This window comes from Carboxylicivirga marina (assembly GCF_016612505.1).
Classification (GTDB): Bacteria; Bacteroidota; Bacteroidia; order Bacteroidales; family Marinilabiliaceae; genus Carboxylicivirga; species Carboxylicivirga marina.
In genome coordinates this window covers 1-13,072 of sequence record NZ_JAENRR010000046.1, presented here as the reverse complement: position 1 = coordinate 13,072, position 13,072 = coordinate 1, and the positions used below count along the sequence as shown (strand labels likewise).

Here is a 13,072-nt window from a genome sequence, read left to right as displayed (position 1 = left end):
AGATCATTAGATCATTAGAACGAATAAAACAGAAAACCTGGAACCATAAACCCTGAACTCATCAACTCTTAAACACATCAACTAAAGTATGAAACTATTAACCAAAACAGGATTAAACTTTATATCAGCCAGTATCTTCTTCTTTTTCATAGGGAGCCTCGGAGGATATTATTTTATCCGTTATGCAGTTAATAAAATGTTTAATAATGAGCTGCTCGAAACACAACGGCATATTGAGCAATTTGAGGGAGAGGCCATCAGTTATGCCGATGTTGAGATTGATACTTTAAAGTTGGCCATTGATGAGGTGAACTATGCGTTTACCGACACAATGATTCATAATACAACATCTTCCAACTATGAATTTTATCGGAAGTTAAGCTATTATAAGCCTGAGGGTAATAAAGCTATTCGCTACACAATTATTCGTTCAACAGCGCCGTCTGACCTTATGGTGATGAAGTTTACCTTAATGCTAACGGTCTTTCCCATTTTGTTTTTTCTGATTCTCTATCTGGTAAACAGGGCATCGACCAAGTATTCCTTATCTGTTTTTTACGATACCATCAATAAGCTCAAGGACTTTGATGTAAATAAAGATAACAGGCTGGATTTGATGACCTCTGATATTGACGAATTTGAGCAATTGAATGATGTGTTTAATGCCATGGACAAGAAAATTAAGGAGGATTACATCCGCCTGAAGGAATATACGGGCAATACATCACATGAGCTTCAAACACCTTTGGCCATCATTAACACTAAACTTGATGAACTCATACAATCGGATAATCTGACAGAAGAACAGATTAAAACCATTGCCGTGTTAATTGAAACAACTAATCGTCTTTCAAAAACCAATCAGGCCTTAATATTTCTAGCGAAGCTGGATAATCGGGTATTTGCCGATGCTGTTAATGTTGATTTTAATAAGTTGATTAATATTCAATTAGAGAATCTGGAGCCACTGATAGATGAGGCTAAATTAAAAGTTGAGGTGCAGGCGAATGCTGAATTGCATAAAAAGATGAATGTTTCACTGGCGCATACCTTGATTCAGAACTTATTAAAGAATGCCATACGCCATAATATTGATAATGGATTTATTAGAATTATGATTGATGCTCAAAAAATCCAAATTAGTAATAGTGGCTTGCAAGTGAATCATGAGCCCGAGAAGATGTTCGGACGTTTTCAAAAAAACAGCCAACACCCACAATCATTGGGTATTGGCCTGTCTATAGTAAAGCGTATTTGCGATATTTGCGATATTTCAATTAGCTATGAGCAAAAAGGAAACGAGCACATTTTTAACCTTTTGTTCTAGTAGGATGAAAGTGCTTTTCTTAATCCTTCGAAGCGACTCTCGTAATCTTTTATCGATAGCTTAATCACTTCTTTGGCTTCTTCAGCATTGTATACATGCGTAATCTCCGATTCATTGCTTAAACCCGGCATGTCTTTGTAGGTTAAGAAATAATGCTTCAGTCGTTTAACAACCATTTCTGGTACGTCGCTAATGTCTTTATAATCGCCATAAACCACATCGTTCTTTAACACTGAAATAATTTTATCATCGGCCTGATTACCATCTAACATACGAAAGCCTCCAATTGGAATAGCCTGTGCCAATACATCACCGTGTGGAATATCTTTTTCGGTTAGTACCAAAATATCCAAGGGATCACCATCGCCGATGATATCTTTCTTACCTGATTTTTCAGCACAAAACTTGCCAACCAGCTTACCACAATAGGTTTGGGGGATAAATCCGTATGGAGCCGGTACAACATTAGAGTATTTCTGTGGTCGGTCGATACGTAAATAACCACTCTCTTTATCGACTTCATATTTGATGGTATCTGTAGGAACTACCTCTATAAAAGTGGTAAGGATTTCCGGGGAGTTGTCACCAATATCAACGCCATGCCAGGGATGCGACTTATATCTAAGACCCATTAGTCGGCCAATAGGATCCATTATGCTATTTGATGTCATATAATTCTTTTTTTGATGATTTTGGATTGCTTATACAACAATGCGAAGTAATAGAATGTTTTATGCCACTTGTATGATTGTTGTCAGTATTAAAGATGATTGTTTAATGCCATGATTATGATCCCCAATTATCTCGCTAACGCAGTTTTGTAATCTGTGCTTACAGACTACAATCTCAAATCTTGCCAATTGGTGTTTAGAGCCGAAGATTATGTATATAGTAGTGCGGTTGATTATAGTGGAGGAAAGGGATTTTTGAATGTGTGTGTTATTAATTAAGGCGGCACGGATTACAAATCCGCGTCAGCGGGGGGAGCTTAAGGAGTAAGTTACTCTTTCTCTTCTTTTCGCGGGATATAAGCACTTTCAGTATATGCCTTTTTGTGTTCGATGTTAAATAGTAAATTATCATCCAAATTTTTAAAGAGGCAATATTCTTCTATTAATGGTTTGAATTTATCTTTACCGTTTTTATGGAGACAATTATAAAACAATAGTATCTGTTCATTGCTTGATAGTTGAGCGCGTGCAATGGATATGTATTGCTTTTTATTTTCAACATCAGATTTATCGATGAGTTTTATTATGTGGTAATAGGTTCTAAAATAATGGCTTAAATCAGATTTGTATATTTGATAAAATGCATCATAACCTCTAATATACATATCCAAAGGTTTTGTTTTCCTTGCTATGTCATAATCTATGTCTCCTCTTGATTCCTTATTAAATGCATGATGCCCCAATTTTCTTACAAATTGCATAAAGCAGTCCCTACCTGATAATTCCGCATCGGCAATACCATCGATAGATATATCCGTACTATCAACGATAGAGTGAAACAGAGTAAGCATCTGAAAAAATGTATTTTCAAATTTTTGTTGCTTCATGGTTTCGTTTTGAATATGCATTTCTTGCTTTTGACCTGCTAACTCCAAACGTGTGTATTTAACTTCAAGTTGACTCAAACTTATTTCAAGCTGTTGATTAAGCAACTGTTGTTTCTGACCTAAGAATGCTACGTAAATAAAAAATAATCCTGCCAACGACCAAAGAGAAGCAACGGCACCTGCCATAAAATCACCAAGGAGGTTTAAACTATAAAACTCACCTTTATCAGATTGAAAATATATAAAGAAAGCAGCAAGAGTAATAGCAAGTCCAACAATGACAAACACCCATGCCCAAGCAGTATAGAAGCTAATTTTATCATTAAGTGAAGTAATTTCACCAGTTAAACTATCCTGCTTCTGCTTGAGTTTTTTTTCTGCTTGTTCAATTTCTTTATGAATATCCATTTGAATGTCTTTATGACTTCTAAGATAGTGGAATGTCCAATACTTAAATAAGGAAAGTATTATGAGTTATTAACAATAATAGGGTACCTCCCTCTCCCGCTAGCGCAGATTTGTAATCTGTGCTTACTGACTACAATCTCAAAGCTTGACTATTCCAAACTGTCTTCGCATATTTTTTTGCTCCAAACCATTACCTTCCCCAAAAAACTCCCTACCTTTTAAAAAAATGCTTCGACCATTTATTCAGAATGTCCTTGCATTTTTGTCAGAAGGTTTCGATGTTTCTATAAAACGTAGGTATAAAAAATAAAAACGTCGAGACATTTTTGAAAAATATCCCGACGTTTTGCACTTACTTTCCCGATTGATTATTCGCTTATCTTCTTGTATTCAAGTTGGCCAAGTTCTTTTTTAAATAACTTACCGGGTCTGAAATTAGGTTTGACGCCTTCGATGAGGCTGGCGTTAAATTCCTCTGCTGTATCGGCTGGTTCCGATTTAGCGGTAATTGAGAATGAACCAAAATCACCCAGACCTACACTGTATCCATCGGCCAGGCATTCGGGTACAATCTGCAGAAAACCTTCAATAACCGACAGTATATCCATCTCGTTTAATGATGAACGTTCAGCTATTTGCTTGGCTATAAAACGTTGATTTCTTTTTCCTTTTGCATTTGCCGATGCATAATACTTAGGGTCTGCTTCTCTGTTGCCAGGGTTACGTTTGGCAACTACTTTGTAGTTAACTGACATTTTAAAATTTAATTTTAGTGTTAATACTGGTTCATATCGTTTGATATGAACGATTTATAATTGTTTGATTAAATATTCATATTCCCTTATGCCTCCCGTTCGGCGTAGCGTCTCGCTACGTCGCCAAAAACTAACAAGCATAAAAACAATAAAGTAATTGCTCACGCACCCCAATTACTTCTATCCAGACTACGATACTGAACAGCTTCAGCTACATGATGCGCTTGTACCTTTTCACATTCCTCCAGATCGGCAATGGTGCGCGATACTTTCAATATCCGATCATAAGCTCTTGCCGATAGATCCAGTTTCTCCATGGCTGTTTTAAGAATATTCATACCCGCCTCATCAGGAGTGGCATACTTTGCTAGTTGTCTGGAACTCATTTGTGCATTACAGTGAACTTTGTCATTGCCATTAAATCGCTCGTTTTGAACTCTTCGGGCTTTTATAACCCGGTCTCGCACTGCAATGCTGTTCTCACTTGGAGGTGCTTCGGCCAGTTTATTGAACGGCACCGGCACCACCTCAATGTGCAAATCAATGCGGTCGAGCAATGGGCCAGATATCTTACTCAGGTATTTTTGCACGACTCCGGGGCTGCAGACACATTTTTTTTCGGGATGATTAAAATAGCCGCAAGGGCATGGATTCATAGATGATACCAACATAAAACTGGCCGGGTAGTCGATGGTAAAGCGCGCTCGTGAGATGCTGATTCGACGATCCTCCAATGGCTGGCGCATTACTTCAAGCACGGTTCGTTTAAATTCAGGTAATTCATCTAAAAACAAAACACCATTGTGCGACAAGGAGATTTCGCCTGGTTGCGGAAAAGAGCCTCCTCCGACCAAAGCAACATCAGATACACCCTTAATATAGGCGGTGTAGAAAATTTGATTATCTTTAAGCCATAAACATTTAAATATGAACGCTGTAATATACTCTAGGGTCTCCACATCAGTACAAGACTATGAATGCCAAATTGACGAATGCACCAAGTATGCAAGTGGCAAAGGTTATAACTTAACTGGAATATTTGCTGAGAAGATTAGTGGTACAACAAAGGCAAACACCCGACCTGAATTTAAGAAGATGCTTGACCACATTGAAACCAATAAAACCAATGTTGTATTAGTATGGGAGCTATCCAGATTAGGGCGCAAGGTTGCGGATGTGCTTAGCCATGTGGAAGAGCTATTTGCAAAGGGCATAAATGTACATGTATTGCAAGGCAATAGGGATACCATTAATGAGAAAGGTGAGAAAACCCACTTTGCGATTATGGAATTGCCTATGCTATCCGCCTTGGCTGAAATGGAAGCAGCGCAGACCAAGGCACGTGTTAAGTCGGCATTAAAGCACAGGCGTGATAAAGGGGCAGGGCAAGGCATCCCTCCGCTTGGGTTTAAGAATGAAAACAAAGTGCTTGTAAGGAATGACGATGAGGTGAAGTTGGTTAAGGAAATATTTGATTATTGCCTTAAAGGCTATGGCAGCGGTACAATAGCAACATTGCTTAATAATGACCGTAGACCAACGGTTAAAGTAATGCGAGGTTTAAAGCATACAACCAAGCGGTGGAAGCAAGCTGTTGTTTTAGAAATCCTAAAGAACCCTATTTATAAAGGGCAAAGGCGCTTGAGCATTAAGCAAGTTGATGAACGGCTTGGGCCATTAAATTATGCTCCCATAATTGCCCCTGACGTATGGGAAAAGGTACAGTTGCAGATTGCTAAAAACCGTGCTGGCCTCCGCAAAAGGAAGAATGTAAATATTGTAGAAGGCATAATAAAATGTGGTTGTGGAAAGGCTATGACTATGCGCCGAAAAGTAAAGACTGCAAATGGCAAAGACTACTTAACGGACAATTACTACTTATGTTTAAGCAAGAAAGAAAAGCCAAGCTGTAACCACCGTTCCGTTAATATAGATACATTAAATTGCCTTGTATATTACCACTTAATAGATATGCAGCGCAACTTTGATGTGGATGCCGCAAAGGTTAAACTTGTAGAGTTGAAAATGGATTTAGAGAAAGCCAAAGCACATTTGGAAAGGCTGTGGCGTGATGAAGAAGAGGCTTTAAATAGGCTTAAGATATTATTTAAGATACAAGATATAGACTTGCAAGAGTACACAAGCGATAAAGAAAAGATAAAGCAAAATATTAATAAGGCGCAAGGCGACCGATATCGGAAGTTAAGCGCTGTTAGGAAATTAGAAAAGCTGATTAAGAGCTATCAACCTAGCCAAGCAATAGCAGGGCAGATAAGCCGAGAAGAGGCAGCAAGCATACTACCCACAGAAGCTAACAAACTGCGTGAGCACACAAATGAACACCTATCTGAAGTGCGGGTAACTACCTTACCACTTGGTGACGTACCGAGCGAAATAACGCAACGCTATACCGATAAAACAATATATTACAACCTTATTAAAATATTTGAGGTTGATGGTAACAATAGGGTATACATTTTACCAAGCCGTGTAAAAGAAGCATTTAATGAGGACGGCAAACGTGTACCACTTGATATGGTAATTGACATTGCCGATAAGGTTATTAAGCCCGATTTATAATAACCGCAAAAGCAACATATAAAACGGATAATTTGGAGGGTGTTACGCTACGTAGCGCCCTCCTTGTTTATATGACATAAGAACCTCATCCACAGCCCAAAGGAAACACCCAGAGTTATTACGTATCATTATGTATAAGCTACACACAATGTGTAGCTTTATGGCATTTAACAAAACAAGTATTATCACCATTAAAAAAAAGAATAAGATGGATAAAAAGAACACATTTGTAAGCATGGTGATACGCCATGATGAAGCTAGAGAAAGAAGAGTATTAGCAAAGGCACTCGCGTTTGAACAAACGGTTGCTAAAATAGGAGTGATAACTGCGGAGCAATTTGCTAACGTGGAAGATGCTGTAAGCATGGTGCTTAGTGGTAAGGCTGATAAGCTATTGCTAGAAAAGTACAAAGAAAGAATTAAGGACCTTATTGGCATTGTAGACCAGGACAAGTTAATTAACGAGCTTGGGCTTGGTACAAACCAAGATAAAGAAGCAATAAAACACTTACACGCCCTCCACAATGTAGCTGTTGACCATGATACCGCATTGCGTACGGAAGGTGTGCAGAATGCTATTGCATGGTGGAACGCGGACGATGCGCCAAGCCTGCAAGAACGTTGCTATGAGGCATCAGTTTGGCGCACTGCTAACGAACGCCAAAACGAACACTTAGAACACTTGCAAAAGATAGAAAGCGCAATTGCGCAGGCTATCCACGCAGGGGTGTTTACAGCAAATCCAAACCGTAAGAACTTGCATCGAGCGTTTGACGCAGATGGTAAGATAAACAGGGGGTTTGCTTACGACCTGACCAAAATTTAAGGACTATGACCGTAGCTGATTTACCAAAAGGGGCAAAATGCTTTAAAGGGGCATTTTTAAGCACCCATTACATAACGCCTGAGGGTAATGTATACTTTATGTATAAGAGTGGCGAGATACGCCCAAAACCGACCAGAGCAAACAAGTACGGTCATATTGTATTTACCTCCAGAGTGAGAAGTTATAAAAACATATCGGTACCAAGAGAAGTGAGGGTTGCCCGCATGGTTGCCCTTTACTTTTTACCGAACCCGCACCGCCTGAACGTTATTGGCTTTAAAGATGGTGATAAAACCAACTGCAAAGCTGATAACCTGCAATGGAGAGCGGTGTGGGCATAATAGCGTCTGCCATGAAGCAAATCCAATGAACATTGTTGGCCTAGTCAACCATGTGACAAGCAATTGTTTATTAGGTTTCTTCACCGTTGAAGCCAGTCCTTATAGGGCTTGTAGCTAGAAACGGCTGAGTTTGACAGTTGACTGTCAGATTCTTATTGTGGAGGAGTGTGTTCCAGCAGTCGGCTGTGAGCTGCCTCCACATTTTATACACTAACAATTAGAAAACATGTTACTGAATGGAATTAATGCAAAGAATTGCGAGAATACAGCGGGTTTCTACCGCATAACAAACACCGCCAATGGCAAGGTGTACATAGGTTCTACAATATACCTAGCACATAGATTTAGAACACACCGTTGCAACTTTAAGAAAAGTAGACACCCCAACAAAGAAATGCAAGCCGACTTTGACAAGTATGGTATGGAAGTCTTTGATGTGGAAGTGTTAGAAATGGCCGATAATAGCGACAAGAAAGAACTTGCTTGGCGTGAGTGCCACCACATTATAGAAGCCATTGATGCAGGCCTAGAATTGTACAATAAAGATTATACAAGGTTTGATTTAGAATTTGCCTTAGACCTATTGCCTGAGGGCATACCGTTGCAGATTTCCACAATGGCTAAATTGTGGGAATTGGAGAGCTTCCAAGCAATGGCCGTAATTAAGCTTCTAATGAAATTTGAAAAGCTAACCAAGGTTGGCCGTGGCATATACCGCAAAGGTGCGCCAAAGGCCACCAAGGGCATGTTAAAAGCATTGGCAAAAGCCGAAGCCCTAAAGCAAGGGCAAAAGGCTGTCCATTCTTCTTAAATACATTGTAATGATTACGAAGAATAACGCAACGCCAGCAATGGCAAAGATGATTGCACTTATTGACAAAGGCACAAAGCTTGTCAATAGAGCGCAAGCTACCACCCGCAGCACTGACCCGAAGAAAGGCGGTGTAAAACGCAATATGCTACGGTGCGTATGCTGTGGAAGAATTAGAGGTGCTGAGCACTTTGGAAGTGGCGAGTATGCTGCACGTGGGTATAAGGACATTTATTGCTTTGATTGCAATGATGCCCAAGCCGACAACCAAGAGCAATCGCTCACCACATTGTTATAAAGGGGCAATAGCTTCGTTATCTGTGTACGGCTGGCGTATTGCCTACGTCAGCCATTTTAAACAACATTAAAACAAATTAAACGACCATGAAAGTTCAAAAACATTACTACCTTTTGCCCGACGGTACCAAGGTAGACAATATGAAAGACGGATGTGCGCACCTGGGCAAAGCATCCAATACATTTAAAGACCTTGTAAAGAGAGGCACTATCAAGAAAATTACAGTTAACAACCAAGTGCAAAATGGCAATGGGAAAGAAGAAAGAACAACAAGACAGCAAGCCTAATGGCTTTAACAAAGATAAGTACTCGGGAAAGCCTAAGTACATTGATAAGACTACACCCACAAATTTTGTGCAAATAGATATTGCAAAGCTTGTGGAAGATGGATTAAGCAGCGATGAAATTGTTTTGCTTACATACCTATTGAACCAAGATGAAGCTTGGAAATTGAACCAAAAAGAAATACACAAGCGATTAGATAAGCAGTTCCCACGCTTTAAGACTTTCCAATTAGAAGTATGGGCAGGCCTTAAAAAGAAAGGTTACATACGCAGTACTGGCCGAGGTACAGGCACTAAATGGTACGTAACGCAATTTCCTGACAAGCCAGATTGGTGGTAATAGAAACCATTTAGGGTTCATTTTCGTACCTTAAAAACCTTAATTTAGGGTTCAGGTAGTGAACCCCAATTAGGGTTCAGGTAGTGAACCCATAACTATACTAAGTACTATACAAATTAAACTATACAAATGTATTAGGATATTATATACCCTAATATACCAATTTGCTTAGGACTGCTAAAGCAGCCCACCGCCTTAAACCCAAACAACGGTTACACCGCTGTATTGGGTCGGCTCCATTTATCGGCATCGGCATTTAAAGCCTTATTTGTTTTTGCCAATGTGGAGGCCAATAGCAAACCTTACTACCCACATATTATCCAATACTTAAAATGTAACATAGTAGCTGCCATCCGCAATGGGTGGTGGCATTATGCCAATAACAATATTTCCCGCAAGGGGTTTTCTTTGTTTGTTAACATTCCATTCCCACCCGCACTAACCATGTGGGTGGTTTTATGCCAACCAAGATATTTCTATTGTTGGTTTTTTTATGTTGTTACCGCAGCCACTAGCCTACCCAATTAGGGTGGGCATTGGTTGCACCAATAAGGATTTCTAATTCCAATAATTACAGCCATTACCCACGTTGAAAAAATGCTAGCGAGTGCGCGAGCGCGAGGGTGATGCTAATATGACCATGATTTAAGACATTATAAAGCCATTATGCCATTGCTTTGGTATATTACCATACCAATACCAATTTTAATGGCTCTATTGCCCTGTGTTTGCTTAACAACATCCACCCGCATTTTGTGATTTATTGCGGGTGCAGGGCAATTTTTAAGAAGAACCACCCACAAGGGTGGCTGGGTCACGGCGCGTGGCCATTATTAACTGGGGTTGTTAATGTAAAATGGAAGGGTTTCCCTTTTTGTTTGTTTTTATCTAACTCCTGTACTTACACACATCAGTAAGTACGTTAGCACACGTAGGACGTGCTAAGAAGATGGTGGAAACACCAACTAATGCGAAGTAAGCAATAAGAGCTGAAGTGTTAGACCTACGAAAATGTAACTACAATTACGGAAAGCCAAGTATGTGGAAGCTTGGCCAACCGTGGCAGGATGAGACCTGCACCAAGTGCAAACGTGCACACCTTCCACAATTGTAACATGTTACCTTATGCCCATTGGTTCTAGTCTAGAATAGAACCTTTGGGCATTTGACATAGCCTCCCGCAGTAAAATTTTAGGCTGGCCGTTAACCGTTTACTGCTAGCATCCACAAAAACCACCATTTAAAGACATTTTAGCCAGTAAACGAAATATATGGCCTAAATATTTACTACTTGTTGAGGTTTTGATTTACTTAGCTGCCATAGTTGTAAAGTTTTAACATTTAAATATATACAAAGATGAAAGCTACTTACATTAGAGTATCCACCGCAAAGCAAAACACCGAGGTACAGGAGTTGAAACAGGTTGGTAAGGTTTACATTGATAGGATAATGGGCATAACGCCATTTGAAGAACGGCCTGAGGGCAGCAAGTTATTGAAAGACATCGTTATTGGGCGAATTACCCACGTTTATGTTGTTAGGCTTGATAGGCTTGGCCGTAATGCTTTGGACATATTAAAAACCATCCAATTGTTTAAAGAGTACGAGTGCCAGCTTACTATACAAAGCATGGGCCTAAACTTGTTTGAAAGTGGAAAGGTAAATAAGACATTTATGCTGATGGCTGGGCTGTATGCTCAAATAGCCGAGCAGCAAAGAGAAGAGATAAAAGAGAAAACGCAAGAGGGCATTGAACTAGCCAAGAAGCGTGGGGTGTACCGAGGTAGAAAGCAAGGTACTGCAGAAACGCCTGAGCAGGTGCTTACCAAGTATAAGGATGTAGCCAACTGCCTCCGCAGTGGTATGAGCTTGGCTAAAACGGTTGAAACCACAGGCAAAACCAAGCCCACTGTAATTAAGGTTAAGAAGCTGTTAAGCCTTGATAGTTAATTGCTATATTTGTTATAAATGTTAAACAAATATTTATGGATACTACAAGCTTAGTTGTACTTGGAATTTATACTGCCGCATATGTTGTTGTTTTTATGATACAACGTAACCATATGCAAAACCAAAAGGAAGCCTTTGCCACGCAAATGCAAAACTTAAAGGAAACAAATGCATCCATTAAGAACTTTATGGAAATATTTGACCTTGATGAGATTAAAAAATATGTTGCGATTAAGGAAGAAAGTGCCCAGTTGAAAGCGCAAAACATGCTGGAAAACGATGAAAAGCTGAAAAAGATGATTGAGGACGGAGCAAATGAAAATTTAAAAACAGCCGTAAATATTGTAAAGCAGCTTTATACTAAGCAAATGGGCGACGAACATAAGGAATTAGTAGCTATTGCAATTGAGGTGATTAGGCGCGTGCGCAAAGACCAACGTGAGGCTTATATTAAAACCAACCTTCCACGAACAAGTAGATACCTATTAAAACTGATAAAAGACCCTGATTTTGACGATTAATTATACCACCGCCTTTAAGCAATGTGCGTCATCCGATATTGTATGGTGCGGACTTCTAAACGGACGTTGCGTAATTAATGCGGTATCGCTACCGGTTTTTCCGGCTACCGAATGAATTTTGGTGGTTTCTAATGCTTCGTCTAAAGTGAGCGGTGGTAAAATGCTGGCCAGGCGTTTGGCCAACATGGATTTTCCAGCTCCGGGAGGGCCTATCATTATGAGATTATGGCCACCTGCAGCTGCAATCTCCAGTGAGCGCTTAACACTTTCCTGGCCTTTTACATCCGAGAAATCGAAATCGACAACTTGTGTGCTCCTCTCAAATTCTTGTTCGGTGTCAACTTTTACGGGTTCATATGTGTCTTCATCTTCCAGAAAACGGATGACTTGCGTAATGTTTTCAAAGCCATAGGCATCAATGTCATTAACAACCGCTGCTTCACGGGCATTCTCCAAGGGCAAAATACAACCTTTAAAACCTTCTTCTTTGGCGCGTAGAGCCATGGGTAAAACGCCTTTTATGGCTTGTAAGCTACCATCCAGAGATAATTCCCCCATAATGATGTAGTCGCTTAGCTTATGATTAACAATTTGAGAAGAGGCGGCCAATACACCAATGGCCAATGGCAGGTCATAGGCAGCTCCCTCTTTGCGTATATCAGCAGGCGCCATATTGATAACGATTTTATGCCCGGGCCATTTGTAGTTGCTCACTTTTAGGGCTGAGTCAATGCGTTGATGGCTCTCTTTTACAGCATTATCTGGCAGTCCGACTAAAAAGAAACGAATGCCTTTAGATATATTCACCTCAATAGTTATGGTGTAGGCATCAATGCCGCTAACGGCCGAGCCAAAGGTTTTTACAAGCATGGTTAAAAGTATTTTACACGGAAGATAAGTAAAATATACTTAACAGTATTACAATTGTTTCGTCTGTTTTGACAGATGCATGAATTTTCATGCTCAAAAGGTGGAAATATTGGATGGAACTTGATTAACCTGAATTATTCATAAAAAAGGGATAAGTGTTCCTTGAATCTTCTGAAATATCAGTATTTTCAAGGTGTCCAAA

15 protein-coding genes are annotated in these 13,072 nt (G+C 39.7%); 10 read left to right on the top strand and 5 right to left on the bottom strand.

Annotated features, from left to right (window positions below; genetic code table 11):
- Positions 1-88: 88 nt before the first annotated feature.
- Positions 89-1,327: a PorY family sensor histidine kinase gene (gene porY, locus JIV24_RS16350; protein WP_200466140.1), complete on the top strand. Its 1,239-nt coding sequence runs from the start codon at positions 89-91 to the stop codon at positions 1,325-1,327.
- Here porY and JIV24_RS16345 read toward each other — a convergent pair.
- From JIV24_RS16345 to JIV24_RS22815, 4 genes are all read right to left on the bottom strand, one after another.
- The gene (locus JIV24_RS16345; protein WP_200466139.1) at positions 1,324-1,998 is read right to left on the bottom strand and encodes an inorganic pyrophosphatase; all 675 of its coding nucleotides are present in this window, start codon (positions 1,996-1,998) and stop codon (positions 1,324-1,326) included. The two genes, porY and JIV24_RS16345, sit on opposite strands and share 4 nt — an antisense overlap.
- A gap of 329 nt (positions 1,999-2,327) precedes the next feature.
- Positions 2,328-3,293 carry a putative phage abortive infection protein gene (locus tag JIV24_RS16340; protein WP_200466138.1) on the bottom strand — a complete coding sequence of 322 codons (966 nt, stop codon included), beginning with the start codon at positions 3,291-3,293 and terminating at the stop codon, positions 2,328-2,330.
- A 368-nt stretch (positions 3,294-3,661) separates the two neighbouring features.
- Complete coding sequence (locus tag JIV24_RS16335) at positions 3,662-4,048, bottom strand: HU family DNA-binding protein (RefSeq protein ID WP_200466137.1); 387 nt, start codon at positions 4,046-4,048, stop codon at positions 3,662-3,664.
- Positions 4,049-4,209: 161 nt separating this feature from the next.
- Positions 4,210-5,007, bottom strand: a complete 798-nt coding sequence (locus JIV24_RS22815; RefSeq protein ID WP_289048463.1) for a YifB family Mg chelatase-like AAA ATPase — start codon at positions 5,005-5,007, stop codon at positions 4,210-4,212.
- On the opposite strand from JIV24_RS22815, the gene JIV24_RS16325 reads away from it, so the two are divergent.
- The 9 genes from JIV24_RS16325 to JIV24_RS16285 all read left to right on the top strand — a co-directional run bounded on the left by JIV24_RS16325 (position 4,976) and on the right by JIV24_RS16285 (position 12,000).
- Entirely contained in the window at positions 4,976-6,628 is a 1,653-nt protein-coding gene (locus tag JIV24_RS16325) for a recombinase family protein (RefSeq protein WP_200466136.1), read from the top strand. The two genes, JIV24_RS22815 and JIV24_RS16325, sit on opposite strands and share 32 nt — an antisense overlap.
- Before the next feature lie 160 nt (positions 6,629-6,788).
- Complete coding sequence (locus tag JIV24_RS16320) at positions 6,789-7,454, top strand: hypothetical protein (protein ID WP_200466135.1); 666 nt, start codon at positions 6,789-6,791, stop codon at positions 7,452-7,454.
- A 5-nt stretch (positions 7,455-7,459) separates the two neighbouring features.
- Complete coding sequence (locus tag JIV24_RS16315) at positions 7,460-7,795, top strand: hypothetical protein (RefSeq protein ID WP_200466134.1); 336 nt, start codon at positions 7,460-7,462, stop codon at positions 7,793-7,795.
- 226 nt (positions 7,796-8,021) lie between these two features.
- Positions 8,022-8,606: a GIY-YIG nuclease family protein gene (locus JIV24_RS16310; RefSeq protein ID WP_200466133.1), complete on the top strand. Its 585-nt coding sequence runs from the start codon at positions 8,022-8,024 to the stop codon at positions 8,604-8,606.
- A gap of 10 nt (positions 8,607-8,616) precedes the next feature.
- Entirely contained in the window at positions 8,617-8,904 is a 288-nt protein-coding gene (locus JIV24_RS16305) for a hypothetical protein (RefSeq protein WP_200466132.1), read from the top strand.
- 86 nt (positions 8,905-8,990) lie between these two features.
- Positions 8,991-9,191 (top strand): hypothetical protein, encoded by a 201-nt coding sequence (locus tag JIV24_RS16300; protein WP_200466131.1) that lies wholly within the window; start codon positions 8,991-8,993, stop codon positions 9,189-9,191.
- The gene (locus JIV24_RS16295) at positions 9,154-9,528 is read left to right on the top strand and encodes a hypothetical protein (RefSeq protein WP_200466130.1); all 375 of its coding nucleotides are present in this window, start codon (positions 9,154-9,156) and stop codon (positions 9,526-9,528) included. Before JIV24_RS16300 ends, JIV24_RS16295 begins: the two co-directional genes overlap by 38 nt.
- Before the next feature lie 1,357 nt (positions 9,529-10,885).
- Positions 10,886-11,479 carry a recombinase family protein gene (locus tag JIV24_RS16290; RefSeq protein ID WP_200466129.1) on the top strand — a complete coding sequence of 198 codons (594 nt, stop codon included), beginning with the start codon at positions 10,886-10,888 and terminating at the stop codon, positions 11,477-11,479.
- Positions 11,480-11,514: 35 nt separating this feature from the next.
- Positions 11,515-12,000, top strand: a complete 486-nt coding sequence (locus JIV24_RS16285; RefSeq protein ID WP_200466128.1) for a hypothetical protein — start codon at positions 11,515-11,517, stop codon at positions 11,998-12,000.
- Here JIV24_RS16285 and JIV24_RS16280 read toward each other — a convergent pair whose 3' ends face one another.
- Positions 12,001-12,870, bottom strand: coding sequence for a YifB family Mg chelatase-like AAA ATPase (locus JIV24_RS16280; RefSeq protein WP_234445857.1), 870 nt, complete (start codon positions 12,868-12,870; stop codon positions 12,001-12,003).
- Positions 12,871-13,072 lie beyond the last annotated feature (202 nt).

What these genes read in the sequence shown, in the direction of transcription:
- porY (WP_200466140.1), top strand. Translation starts at nt 89, where the DNA reads ATGAAACTATTAACCAAAACAGGATTAAACTTTATATCAGCCAGTATC.
- JIV24_RS16345 (WP_200466139.1), bottom strand. Translation starts at nt 1,998, where the DNA reads ATGACATCAAATAGCATAATGGATCCTATTGGCCGACTAATGGGTCTT.
- JIV24_RS16340 (WP_200466138.1), bottom strand. Translation starts at nt 3,293, where the DNA reads ATGGATATTCATAAAGAAATTGAACAAGCAGAAAAAAAACTCAAGCAG.
- JIV24_RS16335 (WP_200466137.1), bottom strand. Translation starts at nt 4,048, where the DNA reads ATGTCAGTTAACTACAAAGTAGTTGCCAAACGTAACCCTGGCAACAGA.
- JIV24_RS16325 (WP_200466136.1), top strand. Translation starts at nt 4,976, where the DNA reads ATGAACGCTGTAATATACTCTAGGGTCTCCACATCAGTACAAGACTAT.
- JIV24_RS16320 (WP_200466135.1), top strand. Translation starts at nt 6,789, where the DNA reads ATGGCATTTAACAAAACAAGTATTATCACCATTAAAAAAAAGAATAAG.
- JIV24_RS16315 (WP_200466134.1), top strand. Translation starts at nt 7,460, where the DNA reads ATGACCGTAGCTGATTTACCAAAAGGGGCAAAATGCTTTAAAGGGGCA.
- JIV24_RS16310 (WP_200466133.1), top strand. Translation starts at nt 8,022, where the DNA reads ATGTTACTGAATGGAATTAATGCAAAGAATTGCGAGAATACAGCGGGT.
- JIV24_RS16305 (WP_200466132.1), top strand. Translation starts at nt 8,617, where the DNA reads ATGATTACGAAGAATAACGCAACGCCAGCAATGGCAAAGATGATTGCA.
- JIV24_RS16300 (WP_200466131.1), top strand. Translation starts at nt 8,991, where the DNA reads ATGAAAGTTCAAAAACATTACTACCTTTTGCCCGACGGTACCAAGGTA.
- JIV24_RS16295 (WP_200466130.1), top strand. Translation starts at nt 9,154, where the DNA reads ATGGGAAAGAAGAAAGAACAACAAGACAGCAAGCCTAATGGCTTTAAC.
- JIV24_RS16290 (WP_200466129.1), top strand. Translation starts at nt 10,886, where the DNA reads ATGAAAGCTACTTACATTAGAGTATCCACCGCAAAGCAAAACACCGAG.
- JIV24_RS16285 (WP_200466128.1), top strand. Translation starts at nt 11,515, where the DNA reads ATGGATACTACAAGCTTAGTTGTACTTGGAATTTATACTGCCGCATAT.
- JIV24_RS16280 (WP_234445857.1), bottom strand. Translation starts at nt 12,870, where the DNA reads ATGCTTGTAAAAACCTTTGGCTCGGCCGTTAGCGGCATTGATGCCTAC.